At 74.9% G+C, this 15,411-nt stretch carries 9 protein-coding genes; 2 read left to right on the forward strand and 7 right to left on the reverse strand.

Annotation, left to right across the window (positions count from 1 at the left end):
• Window positions 1-12: 12 nt before the first annotated feature.
• Window positions 13-2,817, forward strand: a complete 2,805-nt coding sequence (locus tag ACTEI_RS18450; protein WP_203723638.1) for a S8 family serine peptidase — start codon at window positions 13-15, stop codon at window positions 2,815-2,817.
• Between the two features lie 245 nt (window positions 2,818-3,062).
• Here the strand turns inward: ACTEI_RS18450 and ACTEI_RS18455 are convergent, their stop codons facing one another.
• From ACTEI_RS18455 to ACTEI_RS18485, 7 genes are all read right to left on the reverse strand, one after another.
• Complete coding sequence (locus ACTEI_RS18455; protein WP_122978790.1) at window positions 3,063-3,857, reverse strand: ABC transporter permease; 795 nt, start codon at window positions 3,855-3,857, stop codon at window positions 3,063-3,065.
• Window positions 3,854-4,780, reverse strand: a complete 927-nt coding sequence (locus ACTEI_RS18460) for an ABC transporter ATP-binding protein (protein ID WP_122978791.1) — start codon at window positions 4,778-4,780, stop codon at window positions 3,854-3,856. The genes ACTEI_RS18455 and ACTEI_RS18460 overlap by 4 nt, the downstream gene beginning before the upstream one ends.
• On the reverse strand, window positions 4,777-5,343 hold the full coding sequence (locus ACTEI_RS18465) for a flavoprotein (protein ID WP_122978792.1): 567 nt from the start codon (window positions 5,341-5,343) through the stop codon (window positions 4,777-4,779). The genes ACTEI_RS18460 and ACTEI_RS18465 overlap by 4 nt, the downstream gene beginning before the upstream one ends.
• The gene (locus ACTEI_RS18470) at window positions 5,325-6,722 is read right to left on the reverse strand and encodes a lanthionine synthetase C family protein (protein WP_122978793.1); all 1,398 of its coding nucleotides are present in this window, start codon (window positions 6,720-6,722) and stop codon (window positions 5,325-5,327) included. The genes ACTEI_RS18465 and ACTEI_RS18470 overlap by 19 nt, the downstream gene beginning before the upstream one ends.
• On the reverse strand, window positions 6,719-9,862 hold the full coding sequence (locus ACTEI_RS18475; RefSeq protein WP_122978794.1) for a lantibiotic dehydratase: 3,144 nt from the start codon (window positions 9,860-9,862) through the stop codon (window positions 6,719-6,721). Before ACTEI_RS18475 ends, ACTEI_RS18470 begins: the two co-directional genes overlap by 4 nt.
• Window positions 9,863-9,950: 88 nt before the next feature.
• On the reverse strand, window positions 9,951-10,130 hold the full coding sequence (locus ACTEI_RS18480; protein ID WP_122978795.1) for a gallidermin/nisin family lantibiotic: 180 nt from the start codon (window positions 10,128-10,130) through the stop codon (window positions 9,951-9,953).
• A gap of 109 nt (window positions 10,131-10,239) precedes the next feature.
• Window positions 10,240-10,794, reverse strand: a complete 555-nt coding sequence (locus tag ACTEI_RS18485; RefSeq protein ID WP_122978796.1) for an RNA polymerase sigma factor — start codon at window positions 10,792-10,794, stop codon at window positions 10,240-10,242.
• Between the two features lie 725 nt (window positions 10,795-11,519).
• Between ACTEI_RS18485 and ACTEI_RS18495 the strand changes: the two genes are divergently transcribed.
• Window positions 11,520-15,392, forward strand: coding sequence for an nSTAND1 domain-containing NTPase (locus ACTEI_RS18495; RefSeq protein ID WP_145831035.1), 3,873 nt, complete (start codon window positions 11,520-11,522; stop codon window positions 15,390-15,392).
• The last annotated feature ends 19 nt before the right edge of the window (window positions 15,393-15,411 follow it).

Genomic DNA, 15,411 nt, shown 5'->3' on the forward strand with positions numbered 1-15,411 from the left:
CTCCGACGCTCGGTGACGATCCTCGCGGTCGGCGCCACCGTCGTGGGCCTCGCAGCGCCGGGCGCCAGCGCCGAGGCGCCGGCCGACCCGGCCACCAGGGCGTACGAACAGATCGCCGCACTCCAGCAGTTGAAGAAATCCCTGACCCCGACCGAACGCAAGCTCGACAGCCGGCTGGCGGTCGAGCTGCGCAAGCGCGCCGACCGGGTGCCGGCGGACGCGCTGCCGCACCTGACCACCGGCATCGAGGTGTCCCGGTCCGGCACCACCGAGGTCGAGGTGCACGCCGACAAGGTCGGCGCCGACCTGCTCGCCCGGCTGCGCGCGGCCGGGGCGGGAATCCGCTTCCCGTCCCCGGCCGCCGGGACCGTCCTGGTCGAGGCGCCGCTCACCGCGCTGCCGACGATCGCCGGCTGGAAGGACGTGACCGGCGTCAACGCCAAGCACGGCGCGATCACCGCCCGGCAGCTCGACCCGCGCGACCCGGCGGCGCCGGAGTCCAAGCAGGAGCGGGCCGCCCGGGCCGAGCGCGCGGCCCACGCGGCGCGGGCCGTGCCCAGGGCCGCCGCGGCCGCGCCGGCCGGCCAGGGGTCGGTGGTCGCCGAGGGTGACCGGACCCACGCCGCCGACACCGCCCGCACCCGGCACCGGGTGACCGGCGTGGGCGTCAAGATCTGCGCCCTCTCCGACGGCATCGACTCGCTCGCCGCGTCGCAGGCCACCGGTGACCTGCCGGCCGAGGTGGACGTGCTGCCCGGCCAGGAGGGCTCGGGCGACGAGGGCACCGCGATGCTGGAGATCCTGCACGATCTCGCGCCGAACGCGGAGCTCGGCTTCGCGACCGCGTTCACCAGCGAGGCCAGCTTCGCCCAGAACATCCGGGCGCTGCGGTTCACCGCGCACTGCGACATCATCGTCGACGACGTCGTCTACTACCACGAGAGCCCCTTCCAGGACGGGCTGCCGGCGCAGGCGGTCAACGCCGTCACCGCCGACGGCGCGTTCTACTTCAGCTCGGCCGGCAACGAGGGCAACGTCGTCGACGGCACCTCCGGCAACTGGGAGGGCGACTTCGCCGACTCCGGTCGCGGGGTCGGCAAGTTCGCCGGCATCGCGCACGACTTCGACCCGGGACCGGGCGTGCAGGTGTTCAACCCGCTGTCGCGCAACAGCGCCGGCCGGGTGACCACGCTGTGGTGGGCGGACCCGCTGGGCGGCTCGGCCGACGACTACGACCTGTACCTGACCGACGCGGCCGGCAACGTGACCGACTTCTCCCAGGACACCCAGGACGGCGACGACGACCCGTTCGAGATCCTGGCCACCGGCTCCGGCGCCAACCAGCGGCTCGCCGTGGTCAAGTACGCGGGCGCGGCCCGCTACCTGCAGCTGTCGGTCTTCCGCGGCCGGTTCGCCGACTCGGCGGACGGGCTCAAGGGTTTCGCCACGCCCGGCGTGACCCGCGGGCACAGCGCCGCCGAACGCGCGTTCTCGGTGGCCGCGGCGCCGGCGAAGGACCCGCTGCCCCGGGACCTCGAGGCCGGCGACCCGCCGAATCCCGCCGGACCCTACCCGAACGTGTTCACCCGGGCGTCCCAGCCGGAACGGTTCACCTCGGACGGCCCGCGCCGGATCTTCTTCGCCGCCGACGGCACGCCGCTCACCCCCGGCGACTTCAGTGCGACCGGCGGGGTCGTCCGGGCGAAGCCGGACATCACCGCCGCGGACGGTGTCGCCACCTCGGTCCCGGACTTCTCGCCCTTCTACGGCACCTCGGCGGCCGCGCCGCACGCCGCCGCGATCGCGGCGCTGGCGCTGTCGGGCAACCCCGGGCTGAGCGACGCCGAGATCCGCGCCGCGCTGACCGGCACCGCCCTCGACCTGACCCCGAGCGGGTACGACACCCGCACCGGCCACGGCGTGATCCGCGCCGACCTGCTGCTGCGCAACACCGGCGCGACACCGCAGCCGCTGGTGCGCGCCGGCACGCCGACGGTCACCCCGGCCACCGGCGACGGGGACGCCTACCTGGAGCCGGGCGAGCAGGCCACGGTGGCGCTACCGGCGCGCAACGTCGGCGACGGCACCGCGACCGGCGTCAACGTGGTGGTGGACCCGGACGATCCGCGGGTCACCGTGGCCCCGCGTGCCGCGTCCTACGGCACCATCGCCGCGGGCGCGTCGAAGTCGAAGAACTACCGCCTGACCCTGGCCGCCGGCTACCCGCTGGGCCGGCCGGTCACGCTGCGGGTCCGGACCACGTTCGCCGGTGTCCTGTCGCCGACCACCAGCACCGTGGTGGTCCCGACCGGCCAGCCGTCGGCGACGGTGCACGACTTCGCCTACACCGGCCCGGTGGTGCCGATCCCGGACAACGACCCGGCCGGCGCCACCGCCAGCGTGGACGTCACCGGCGTCGGCTACGCCTCGGCGCTGACCTTCTCGATCGACGGCACGGCCTGCTCCACCGACACGGGTGCGGCGACGGTGGGCATCGACCACACCTTCGTCGGCGACGCCGTCGGCACGCTGACCGCGCCCGACGGCCGCACCGCCACGCTGTTCGCCCGCGACGGCGGCGCCGGCAACAACCTCTGCCAGGTGGTGTTCGACGACGCCGCGACGACCCCGTTCGCCGCGGTGCTGTCCAGCAACGCGCCGTTCACCGGCGCCTGGAAGCCGGACGAGCCGCTGTCGTCGCTGCGGGTCTCCCCCGCGGACGGCACGTGGAAGTTCCGGGTCGTGGACAGCGCGAACGCCGACACCGGCTCGATCCGGGCGTTCTCGCTGCACCTGTCCGGCTTCGAGCCGGCCTGACCGGCGCGGCCGTCCGGGCGCCCTGCGCGATCGCGCCCGGACGGCCGCCCGCCCCACCGCGGCCAGGTCTACGCCGGCCACCCCCAGCCGATCCACCTGTTCGTCGAGATCACATGCAACGCGTACGTGGCCGGCGAGGGCGACCGGGAGAAGGCCATCCGGGGCGGCGTCGACCCGGTCGGCACCGGCCGCCTCACCCTGCCGCACGACCGGCTCGCTCCGGACCGGTGCGTCGCGGCAGGCCGTCAGCTCCCGACCCGGGCGCGCAGGGCGGCGCCGGCGCCCGCCAGCAGCCCGCCCAGGACGAGAACGTCCACCCACACCGGATGCCCGGACGGCGTGGCCAGCAGCGCGTGACGGGCCAGGTCCACGGCGTACGTCATGGGGTTGATCGCCACCGCGACCGCCAGCCAGGAGGGCGCCTGCTCGGGGTCGAACACCGAGCCGGACAGGAACAGCAGGGGGTACATACCCACCTGGACCGTGGCCTGCAGGGTCCGCGCCGAGGCGATGAGCGTGGCCAGCAGCAGGCCGATCACACTGAACACCGCGGCGGCCGCCGCGTACCCGCCGACCCCCGCGGCGAACGACGCCGCGCTCAGGCGCAGGCCGAGCAGCGGCGCGACGGCCAGCATCGCCGCGGTCTGCGTGGCCACCAGCGTCACCGTGGCGGCGACCTTGCCCAGGGGCAGGCAGATCCGGGGTACGGGCGCGACCAGCATCTCCCGCAGCACCCCGTGGTCGCGGTCCCAGGCGTAGGTGAGCCCGGAGCCGATCCCGGCGGTCACCACCTGCACGGCGATGATCCCGGGGTAGACGTAGGCGCTGAACGCGACCCCGTCGACCGGCGCGATCATGCCGTCGAAGCCGACCGCGTAGACCAGGACGAAGAACAGCATCTGTACGGCCTGGGCGGCCAGCGCTCCCGGGTGGCGGACCTGCCGGCACAGGTCGCGCTGGGCGATGATCCGGGTCGCTCGGGCGCTGCCGGCCGGCACGGTCTCGCCGGCGGGTACGGCCGCTGCCGTCCTGGCCGTCATCGTCGTACTTCCGCGCCCGCGGCGCCCAGCGCGAGGAACACGTCGTCCAACGAGGGACGCCGCACCGACACCGACCGCACCGGGACGGTGAGCGCGGCGATCACCTCGGCGATCCGGCGCTCCGGCTCCGCGCAGTGCACCGCGATCCCGGCGGAGTGCGGCCCGGCATCGAAACCGGCGGCGGCCAGGCTGGTCAGCGCCAGCGCGTCGTCCGCGGTGGACAGCAGCACCCGGGACGAGGCGAGCCCGGCCTTCAGCTGATCCGGCGAGCCGCGCCGGACCACCGTGCCGCCGTCGACGATCACCACGTCGTCGGCGTACTCGGCCTCGTCGAGGTGGTGCGTCGAGTACAGGATGGCGGTGCCCGCCTCGGTACGCAGCCGCCGCAGGTCGTCCCAGACCCGACGCCGCGCCTGCGGGTCGAGCGCGGTTGTCGGCTCGTCCAGGATCAGCAGGCCGGGCCGGTGCACCATGGCCCGGATGATCTCCACCCGGCGGGACAACCCGCCGGAGAGGGCGCTGACCGCGTCGCCGGCGCGGTGCGTGAGCTCGAACTGCGCCAGCAGCCGGTTGACGGCCTGCCGGGCGTCGTGCCGGGGCAGGCCGAACAGCCGGGCGTGGAACCACAGGTTCTGCCACACGCTCAGGTCCTCGTCCAGGGTGCGTTCCTGGAAGACCAGGCCGAGCCGGCGCCGGGCGAGGGCCGGTTGCCGTCGCGTGTCGTGACCGAAGATCCGGATGGTGCCGGCGGCCGGGACCAGCGCCGTGGACAGTGCCTGCAGCAGGCTGGACTTGCCGGCCCCGTTCGGCCCGAGCAGCGCGGTGATGCGCCCGGGCGCCGAGCGCAGGCTGATGTCGTCGAGGGCCACCACCTCGCCGTAGGTGACGCGCAGGGTGTCGATGTCGAAGGCGGCGGTCGTCACGCGTGCACCCCCGTTAGCAGCTGGACCAGCGATTCCGGAGGCGGGATGGTCAGCCCGGGCACGATGGAGCGGCTCGCCACCTCGTACGTCGCGCCGGGCAGGGGCTCGATGACCCGGTGGCCGTCGCCGCGCAGCGTGTCGACGTTGCGGCGTACCGCCGGGCGCCGCCACATCACCTCGTTCATCGCCGGCACCAGGGTGATCGGGGCGTCGGTGGCCAGCAGGGTGGTGGCCAGCAGGTTCGGGCCCAGCCCGTGGGCCAGGCAGCCCAGCAGGTGGGCGGTGGCGGGCAGCACCACGACCTGTTCGGCCCACCGGCCCAGGGCGACGTGCCCGCGGCCGTGGTCGGACTCGGTGCAGACCGCGTCACAGATCAGTTCCAGGGTGGCCGGGGGCGTGAACCTCTCCGCGGTGTGGGTCAGCACCGCGACCAGCCGCTGGACCCCGGCGACGCGCAGGGCGTGCAGGTAGGCCGGCAGGTTCAGCGCGGCCACCGATCCGCTGACCCCGATGAGCAGCCGCTGCGGCAGCGTGGCGGCGCCCATCAGCTCAGCGCCAGGCATCGGTCCCAGGCCCGGTCGGTGCCCGGCGCGTCGCCCAGGAACGGCAGCAGGGTGCAGGCCACCCCGGCGGCGCCCTCAAGGATGCCGGCCACGTTCAGCGCTCGGTGGCCGGTGGCGTCCTGCCAGCCGCGTGGCGAGTCGGGCACCAGGTGCGCGAAGCCGAAGGGCGCTCGCGGGTCCAGGAAGTCCAGCATCCGGCGGGCGACGCGGGCGGCGCCGGCGATGAGGTGCCGGTCGCCCGAGGCCGTGCCGACACGCCACAGGACCTGCACGAAGCCGGCCAGGCCATGACACACCGTAGGACCGTCGAGGTGCCACCGCCGCTCGGGCCGGGTCAGCGCCGCGCGCAGCGCGCCGACGGCGGCCTGCCGCCAGGCGTCGACGGCGTGGACGGCGCCGGCCAGGTACAGCGCGCTGGCGACGCCGGGGGCGCCGTAGCACCAGGCGGTCCGGGTGAACGCCGTGCCGGGACGGTCGGGCGCGACCTGCTCGTCCCAGGAGACCCGGCAGGGCCAGTAGGCGCCGCACTCGTCGGACCGCGCCCAGCCGGTGAGCCAGTCGGCGATGCGGGCGACGGCCGCGTGCTGCCCGGGGACCTCGTGGCCGCGGCGGGCGGCGAGCGACAGCAGTGCCAGCGGCCCGGCGGCGCCGTGCGCCAGCCCCAGGTTGAAGTCGCCGCGCGGATAGGTCTGCCGGTCCTGCTCGATCGGTTGCAGGCCGGCGGGGACCCACCAGCCGGGTACGCCGGTGCCGTCGACCGTGATCGGCTCGCTGAGCCGGACCAGGTGGCGCAGCGTACGGTCCAGGGCCTGCCGCGCCGCGGCGGAGTCCTCAGCCGGGTCGTCCACCACGTCCAGCAGCAGGCGGCCGGTGCCGGACATCCCGTTGATCACGTCGTAGGCGGCCCACGGCACTCCCGGCGCGCTGCGGGCCGCGAAGTCGTCGAGGCGGCGCTGCTGGTCGGTGGCCAGCCACCCGGCCAGGTCACGGCGCAGCCTCGCGTACCGGCCCTCGCCGGTGGCGGCGGCGCAGCTCTGTGCGGCGGTCAGCAGCGAGGCGGGCCCGGCGTGCAGGCCCCGGGACGGTGACGACGCCATCAGCCGCGCCGCCCGCCGCATGTGCCGGTGTGCCACGGACAGCCAGCGCGCGTCGGTGCGGGCCAGTTCGGCGTAGAACAGGACGATCCCGGGCAGGCCGGTGGACAGCGTCAGCGGCTCCCACGGCGCGGCGTTGACGATCGGTTCGCGGTTGCCGTCGTCGCCGGCGATCCGGGCCACGGTGTCCGGGTCGGCCAGCCGGGTGGCCACCAGTGTCACTGCCTCACGGGCCTTCGCCAGCACGGCCACCGGCGGCTCGTCGCGAAGGTCGGTCACGGTCATCGGGTGTGCCTCCTACGGGCGTGGTTGTCCTGGACGGCTCCTCGGGCGATGCCGAGGATCTCCCGCTCGCGTGCCGCGTTGCCGCCGAGCAGCCGGTTGCAGGTCATGTGCAGCAGGCTGCCGACGACGCGGGCCTGCGGGGTGCGCGCCGCGGTGGCGTGCAGCCGCTGCGCGAAGGCCCGGACCGCCTCGTCACGCTGGTGCAGCGCCTGCCGGACGAGGCGCCCGGCCGGCTCACCGGTCAGCGCGGCGAATCGCGTCGCCGGGTCGACCCGCTGACGCCACCAGGCGGCCCGTTCCCGGAAGGACCCGGGCAGCTCGCGCCGGGACCCGGTGGCCGACAGCCACACGGCGGCCGCGTCGTCGGCGTACTGCTCGGGCAGCCGGTGCTCGCCGGGTGACGGCAGGCCGAACGCCTGCGCCAGCGCGGCGGTGGAGAACACCGCCAGCTCGTCCAGGGTGTACGGGCACCGCGGGTCCCTGGCCAGCCGCATCAGGTCGATCGCCGCGGTGCTGTCGTGCTGGAAGACCAGCTCGGCGGCGTCCCGGGCCGGCGCGCCGCCGTAGCGTTCCAGTTCCGGGTCGTACTGGTCCAGGCGGTGCCCGCCGGCGATCCCGGCGCGCTGCCACCGCGTCAGCAGGTCCCCGACGGCGGCGCCGGCCTGCGCCCACCGCGGTGAGGGCATGCCGTGCAGCCGGATCCGCAGGTGATGGCCCTGGCTGTCGGTGTAGCGGAGAAAGAACCACCGGTCCGCGCCGTGCTCGGCGGCGGCCTGCACCAGCGCCGGCAACTGCTCGCGTACCAGGTCGTCCTGGGTACGGCGGGACCCGTACACCTGGAAGTAGAGCCACTCACCGGTGGCCGGCGCGGGGGTGCGGCCCGGGTCGAGGCGGGCCACGTGGCCGGAGCGGGACGGCCGGGTGCGGCGGCGTGACAGCGGCACGACGATCTCGACGGTGTGCCCGCTGATGCCCTCGTCGAGCCAGCCCTCGTACTCCCCGGCGATCTCCTGGACCACCACGCCGGCGTCCCTGCGGACCTCGTCGCGCAGCAGTTCGACGTGCCAGGCATCGGCCAGGTCGAGCACGAGCCGGTGGTCGGCGGTGACCACCAGGATGCGTCGGGGCACGTCCCAGGCGCCGCGCCAGTCCTCGACGGCCGCGACCCAGCGGGCCGGGTCGCCGGCCGCGCCGCGCAGCGCGTCGACGCGCCAGGTGGCGGCAGCGAGCACCGTACGCCCGTAACGGATCCGGGGCAGGTACGGCGCGTCGGCCATCGGGCCCCAGTTCCACGGCTCCCACAGCCGCTGCCCCTCCAGGCCGATCTCGTGGAGCAGCCGGGCGGGGTTGGGCGCCTGCGTCGCCGGGCTGATCATGTTCGGTGACTGCGCGCTGATCTCCCGGCCGGTCGGCAGGTGGATCGCGCACAGGCGCTCCAGGTTCGCGGCGATGCCGATCTCGTCGAGCGCGATCTCCTGCACCCCGGGCGCGTCGGGGAGCCCGACACTGATCCGCCGGCCGGTGCGCGCCGCGGTGTGTGCCAGGTTCGCCGCGCGGCTCGACCGGGCGGTGAACGCCAGGTCGGCGGTGATCGCACCGGCGACGTGCTGCGGCCGTCGCCGCTGTTCGGCGAACAGCTGCGGACCGTCCGGAAGCAGGTCCGCGAACCGGCCCATGGTGGCCCCGGCGTGGTGCGAGCCGGGGTTGGGCGACAGTACGACGCGGAAGTCCGCACCGGCCAGCGCGTCCTGCGAGGCGGCCACCACGTGCACGTACAGTTCGCAGGAGCTGGGCACGTCGTCCGTGTCGGCCCGGTCGTACAGCAGGTCGCCGATGCTGTCCCGGTCGAGCACGATCTCGCGGCGGCGCTGCCGGATCGCCTCGGCGGCCAGCGCGGCGATGCGCCGGCTGCGGGTGACCGGGGCCGGGTCGTCCGGCGGATCCGCCGGGGCCTCGCTGACCGGCCACTGGTATCCCGCCGGGGCGCCCAGCGACCGGTTCTCGTCCAGCAGCTCCAGCAGCGGCACCACCCGGTCGGCGCCGTACCGCTCCAGGAAACGCGCGTGGTACGCCCGCAGCGCGCGCATCCCGAGCCGCGGCGTGGACATGCGCCACAGCAGGTCGGCGGCGGATTCCACCTCGGCGCGCACCGCCTCGGGCAGGCGGATGTCCGCGTCGACGGCCAGGTCGATGTGCAGCGGGTGGGTGTGCCCCTGCAGGCGCCCGGCGGTGCCGAGCAGCTCCTTGAGCGCGTCCCGGCCGGCGCCGACGGGAATCGTGTCGTAGGCGCGGCGGCGCCGGTCGAAAGCACGCAGCTGGGCGGCAGCGGCCGGGGCGGCCCGCTGCAGCACCGCGATGACGTGGTCCAGGGGGTCCCCGCCGTCCAGCGGCGGGCGCAGCCCGGTCATCAGCACCTCCTGCTCGACCAGTGACATGAGCAGCGCGTGGATGCGCTCGGCGGGAGCGGCCGGGAACTGCGCGCCCAGGGCGGTGGAGAGCTCGGCGAACGGGATGAGCCGGCGGGCGCCGCGCACGGCGGCGTCGACGATCGCCGAGTTGCGGATCGAGACGCAGGCGCGGCCGGGCTGCCCGGCCAGCATGTCGGGCGTCGACGGGATGTTCAGGACGAGCCGGTCGCCGCGGCGGATCAGGGCCTGGTGGGCCTGCACCGGCAGACCCGGCAGCACCACGGGGTCGGTCTCGAGGCGCCGGACGAGTGTCAGCAGCCAGCCCATGTCGGCGTGCGTGCGGGTGCGGTGCCCGCCCCGCCACTCGGCTGTCGCCGTGGTGTCGAAACGCCCGGTCGTGACACCGGCGAACAGCCCGAACGGGGTGGGCCGGGTCCGCATCCGGATGTCGTAGCGCAGCACCGCCAGGGCCGCGCGGCGCAGCTGGGTGAGCTTGAATGCGTCGCCGTGCCCGGCGGCGACCCGGTCCAGGACCGCGGTCAGTGTGGGAGTCGCCAGGGTCAGCGCCTCGACCAGCCGGGCGTCACGGTTCGCGGCCCGCAGCACGGCCAGGTACGCGGGGCGCCCGTCGGCCGGGTCGGTGTCGGGCGTAAGGCGGCTCGCGGCGGACGTCGCGGCCAGCGGCGCCCGTACCAGAAAGTGATTCCATGCACGCAGTGCTCGGGTGGACAACGCTCACTCCCCCGGTGAGGTCGAACAGGGACGAGGTGGTGCCGGGGGCCGCCGGCCGTGACCGGCCCGGGCCCTCGGCACCAGGCGGTCAGCAGCAGAAGCTGCAGAATGAGCCGCCGTTCGGGCTGATGCATGTGGGAGTGCAGATCAAGCCGCTGTGGTAGATGGCCGACGTGGTGGTCTCGACGGTTACCTCGACGTCCAGGTCGAACACGTCATCGATGGTTTCGTCGGCCGGCGGCAGCTGGGTGAACAGGTCGATGGGCAAGGTGGTCCTCCGTGGTCGGGTCCGGGACGGGACCGATGGTCGGCGATCGGCGAGAGGTCAGATGCCGGGTGGCGTTTCTATCCGGGTAACGGGGAACGCGGGCCCGGGCCTAGAGGTTTTCTGCCGCCGCGCTGACCAGCCTGCGTACCCGGGCCCGGGCCGCGGTGAGAGCGGCCTCCGCGGACTTGTGCGTGATGTTGAGCCGACCGGCGGCCTGCCGGGTGCTGAGGCCGTCGGCCCGGGCCTGGAGCACGGCCAGCTGGCGGCCGGTGAGCAGGCCGTCGAGGCGCTCGCGGATCCACACCGCCTCGGCCCGGTCGCACACGGCCTCCTCGAACGACGGGAGGTGCTGCTCGGCGGCGCCGATCCGGGCAAGAACCCGGTCACCGGTGGTCCGGGCCCGGCAGTGGTCGATGCAGAGCCGGATCACGATCGTGGTGAGGATCCGTCCGACGTGCTCCGTGGGCAGGGTGGTGGCGCAGGCGGCCCGGATCAGTGCCTCCTGGGCGCAGTCCTCGGCGTCGTGCGGGTTCGGCAACCGCCGGCGAGCGATGCGGACCAGCCTGCCGTGGTGCGGCGCGAGCAGGTCCCAGCGGTGCTGGCCGGACCGGACCGGGGGGCCGGACGGCACCGGGGTGTGATCGGCGGTGGTCAGCCGCGGCATGAGGTGCTCCGCGGGTGGGTGATGGCCTCGGCGCCGTCCGGTGGTGGATCCGGCCGGGTGGATCCGCTACGGCAGCCAGCACCGAGCGATATCATGTGCTTTTGATAGGTTTGTTCGACCACGGCGCAGGCCCAGCACATCCGCTGGACGGCGGTTTCCGGATGATCGCCGTAGGCCTGGGCGACTTCTCCGGCGCAGCCGCGGGTGCCGCCGTACGCGCGGACAGCGTGCCGGATGGCCGCGTCTATCTGTGCGCGGCTGTGGTGCTCGGCGGCCGACAGATCGCTGGCGAACAGCGCCTCCGAACGGGCTGCCGTGAGCAGGGTTCGACGTGGGCGGCCGGCGCGTGTTGCCCGGTGTGACACGGGCGGAGCCGCCCCTCGCGCGGGACCGGCACCTTGCGGGAACCCGCTGCTGACCGTCGCGGTGACCGGGACGGAGCAGGTGCCGGCGGGGAGAATGGGGCGCTCGGTGACGGCTTGCGGAGTCTGTTCGGTGTCCCCGGCCGGCCGGGCCGGTTGCGGGCCCGTGCCGGTGGGTGGCGGCATCGCCCGGGTGGTCGGGATGCCCGATGTCGAGCGGCACATGGTTACCTCCACGTTCGATGAGGGTTGGCAGGTCCCATGGCACCTGTCCGAGGCGCCGTCCGGCGATGTTCCCGGACGAACGCCGGACAGCCGGGCGGTGCCGCCGGACGGCGCCGCCGGGACGTGGAGCGCCGGGTGATGGACGCCGACCATCCCGCCGAGGACCGGGGCAGCCCGGATCCGGTGTCCGCGTTCGCGTCGCGGCTGCGCCGGCTGCAGGCGGACTCGGGTGGCCCGTCGGTGCGCGACCTGGAAAGACTCACCGCCAAGGTGGCCATGCCGTACACCCGCACCACCATCCAGGACAAGCTGACCGGACGGTCCGCGGTGTCCTGGGAGTTCGTGGAGGCGTTCGTACGAGCGTGCGCGCTGCACACCGGCACGCGCGCGGAGGTGGACCTGCGGCCGTGGCGCGCCTGGCACGCGGAGATGACCCGCGACCTGACCGCCCAGCGTGCCGGGCGACGCCGGTCGGTGAAGGCGGACGTCTGCCCGTACCGAGGGCTGGAGGTGTTCTGCGCCGAGCACGCCGAGTGGTTCCACGGGCGGACGGCCGCCGTGCAGCACGTGCTGGCGGCGCTGGCCGGGCATCAGCAGGGCGTACTGCTGCTGGGCCCGTCCGGAGCCGGCAAGTCGTCACTGATCCAGGCCGGTGTGGTGCCCGCACTGGGCGCGGGGCGGCTGCCCGGCAGCGATCGCTGGCTGATCGTGGTGGCCCGGCCGGGCAAGGACCTGCTGGGCGAGATGGCCCGCGCCGGGCTGCCCGAGGTGCGCGACGAGCCGATCGCCGCGGCGGTCGCGAGCCGGCTGGCCGACCAGCCGGACACGGCACGACTGCTGTTGATCATCGACCAGTTCGAGGAGCTGCTGACGCCGCCTCGATCCGCCGCGGAGACCGACTGGGACGGCCACCATGCCGGCCGCCGCGACGATGCCCAGCGCCAGGGCATCGAGCAGCTCACCGCGGCGATCGGCACGCCGGGGCTGAGCGTGGTGCTGGTGGTACGGGACGACTTCTACCCCCGGCTGGCCTCGCAGGCCCCGGCGCTGCTGGACCGGCTGACTGCCGGGCTGATCAACGTGCCGGCGCTGCTGAGCGCGCACGACCTGCAGGACATCATCACCAAACCGGCGCAGGCGGTCGGTCTGGCGTACCAGGACGGCCTGCCGGAACGGATCGTCTCGGACGTGCTGGCCGCGAACCCGGACGCCGCGCCCGCCCTGCACGCCCCGGTCACCGTGCTGCCGCTGCTCGAACTGGCACTGCAGCAGCTGTGGCAACGCCGGCAGGGCAGCACCCTGACGCACGAGGCCTATCAGCGCCTCGGCGGCCTCACCGGAGCCGTGGCCACCTGGTGCGGCGCCGCCGTCGCGCAGCTGCCGGCCGTGCAGCGCTCGGTCGCCCAGCAGATCCTGATCGCGCTGGTCCGTCCCGCCGACGAGACGCACCACATCCCCGCCATGCGGCAGCAGGCCCCGCTCGCGGCGCTGCGCGAGCTGGCCCGGCCGATCGGCGCGGGCGGCGGGGAATCCGCCCCCGAGATGGTCGACGAGGTGCTCGCCGTGCTGACCGGCCAGCGGATCGTCACCACCCGCATCGTCGGCGCCGCGCAACCCGACCAGCAGCCCGGCGTCGACGGGGTCGTGCCGGTGGCCGAGCTGGTGCACGACGCCGTGATCCGCGACTGGACGACCCTGCGGCACTGGGTCGCCCAGGACCAGCGCTTCCAGGACTGGCTGCGCCGGGCCGAGGAGCGGCACGTGCGCTGGAGCGACCACCACGACCCCGACGACCTGCTGCACGGCAGCGACCTGGCCGAAGGCGTCAGCTGGTCGGCCCACCGGCCGCTGCCCCACGACATCGCCGCGTTCCTGCAGACCAGCCGGCGCCACCAGCAGGCCCGGATCCGCCGGGCGCGCCGGTTGAACGCCGTCCTGGCCGGGTTGCTCGCCATCGCCCTGATGGCCGCCGGTGTCGCGACATGGCAGCGGCGTACCGCGGTGGCCGCCCAACAGGTGGCCCTGTCCCGGCAGCTGGCCGCGCAGTCGGCGGTCCTGCTGCCCACCAACTCGGAGCTGGCCGATCTGCTCGCCGTGCAGGCCTACCGGATCAGCCCCACCGAGGAAGCCGTCGCCAGTCTCTACAGCGCGGTCTCGCAGCCCGTCGTCCGGGCGCTGACCGGCCACACCGACACGGTGTCCGAGGTGACCTACAGCCCGGACAGACGGCACCTGGCCACCGCCGGCCACGACCGGACCGTACGGGTCTGGGACCTGGACACCGGCGGGTCACGCACGCTGAGCGGCCACAGCGACGCGGTGTCCGCGGTCAGCTACCGCCCGGACGGACGGCAGCTGGCCAGCGCCGGCCGCGACCGGAGCGTGCGGATCTGGGAGCTGGACACCGGCGCGTCACGCGCCCTCACCGGCCACACCGGCGAGGTCTCCGCGGTGGCCTACCACCCGGACGGGCGGCAGGTCGCCAGCGCCGGCCGGGACAAGACGGTACGGCTATGGGACCTGGGCACCGGCACGTCGCGCACCCTGACCGGGCACACCGACGGGGTCTCCGCGGTGGCCTACAGCCCGGACGGGCGGCACCTGGCCACCGCCGGCCACGACAGGACCGTACGACTCTGGGACCTGGGCACCGGCAAGCCGCGCACCCTGACCGGGCACACCGGCGCCGTCTCCGCGGTGGCCTACCACCCGGACGGACGGCACCTGGCCACCGCCGGCCACGACAGGACCGTACGACTCTGGGACCTCGGCACCGGCAAGCCGCGCACCCTGACCGGACACACCGACGCCATCCTCACCGTCGCCTACAGCCCGGACGGCCGGCACCTGGCCAGCGCCGGCCGCGACCGGACCGTGCGGGCCTGGAACGTCGACGCGGGCACGTCGCGCGCACTGACCGGCCACACCAACTGGGTCTTCACGGTGGCCTACAGCCCGGACGGGCGCCAGGTCGCCAGCGCCGGCGGCGACGAGACGGTACGGCTCTGGGACCTCGACACCACGCAGTCACGCACCCTGTCCGGGCACACCGACGCGGCCTCCGCGGTGGCGTACAGCGCGGACGGACGGCACCTGGCCAGCGCCGGCCGCGACCGGACCGTGCGGGCCTGGGACCTCGACACCGGCACGTCGCGCACGCTGACCGGCCACACCGACGCGGTGTTCGCGGTGGCGTACCGCCCGGACGGGCACCAACTGGCCAGTACCGGCCGCGACGGCACGGTGCGGGTCTGGGACCTCGACACCGGCGCGACCCGCACCCTGACCGGGCACACCGGCGCGGCTTACACGGTGGTGTACAGCCCGGACGGGCGGCAGGTGGCCACCGCCGGGCGCGACCGGACCGTACGGCTCTGGGATCTGGACACCGGCACCTCACGCGCCCTCACCGGCCACACCGACCGGGCCTCCGCGGCGGCCTACCGCCCGGACGGCCACCAGCTGGCCAGCGGCGGCCGCGACAGGACGGTACGGCTCTGGGACCTCGACACCGGCACGACCCGCACCCTGACCGGCCACACCGACGGGGTGTCCGCGGTGACGTACCGTCCGGACGGCCACCAGCTGGCCAGCGCCGGCCGCGACAAGACGGTACGGCTCTGGGACCTCGACACCGGCACGACCCGCACCCTGACCGGCCACACCGCCGAGGTGTTCACGGTGGCGTACAGCCCGGACCGGCGGCACCTGGCCACCGCCGGCCGGGACAAGACGGTACGGGTCTGGGACCTCGAGACCGGCGCGTACCGCACGCTGACCGGCCACACCGACGCGGTCGCCGAGGTGACCTACAGCCCGGACGGGCATCACCTGGCCAGCGCGAGCTGGGACGGCACCGTACGGGTCTGGGCGAACGTCGGCTTGACGCTGACCGCGGCGATCGACCTGATCTGCCGCAATCTCGGCCGCGATCTCACCCCGGCCGAACGCGGGACGTACCTGCCGTCGGCCGGCTCCGCCCCGCCGGCCTGCCCCGCGCCGGACGGTTGAGGTCCCGGCCCGGCGCGGC

The organism is Actinoplanes teichomyceticus ATCC 31121, from assembly GCF_003711105.1.
Lineage (GTDB): Bacteria > Actinomycetota > Actinomycetes > Mycobacteriales > Micromonosporaceae > Actinoplanes > Actinoplanes teichomyceticus.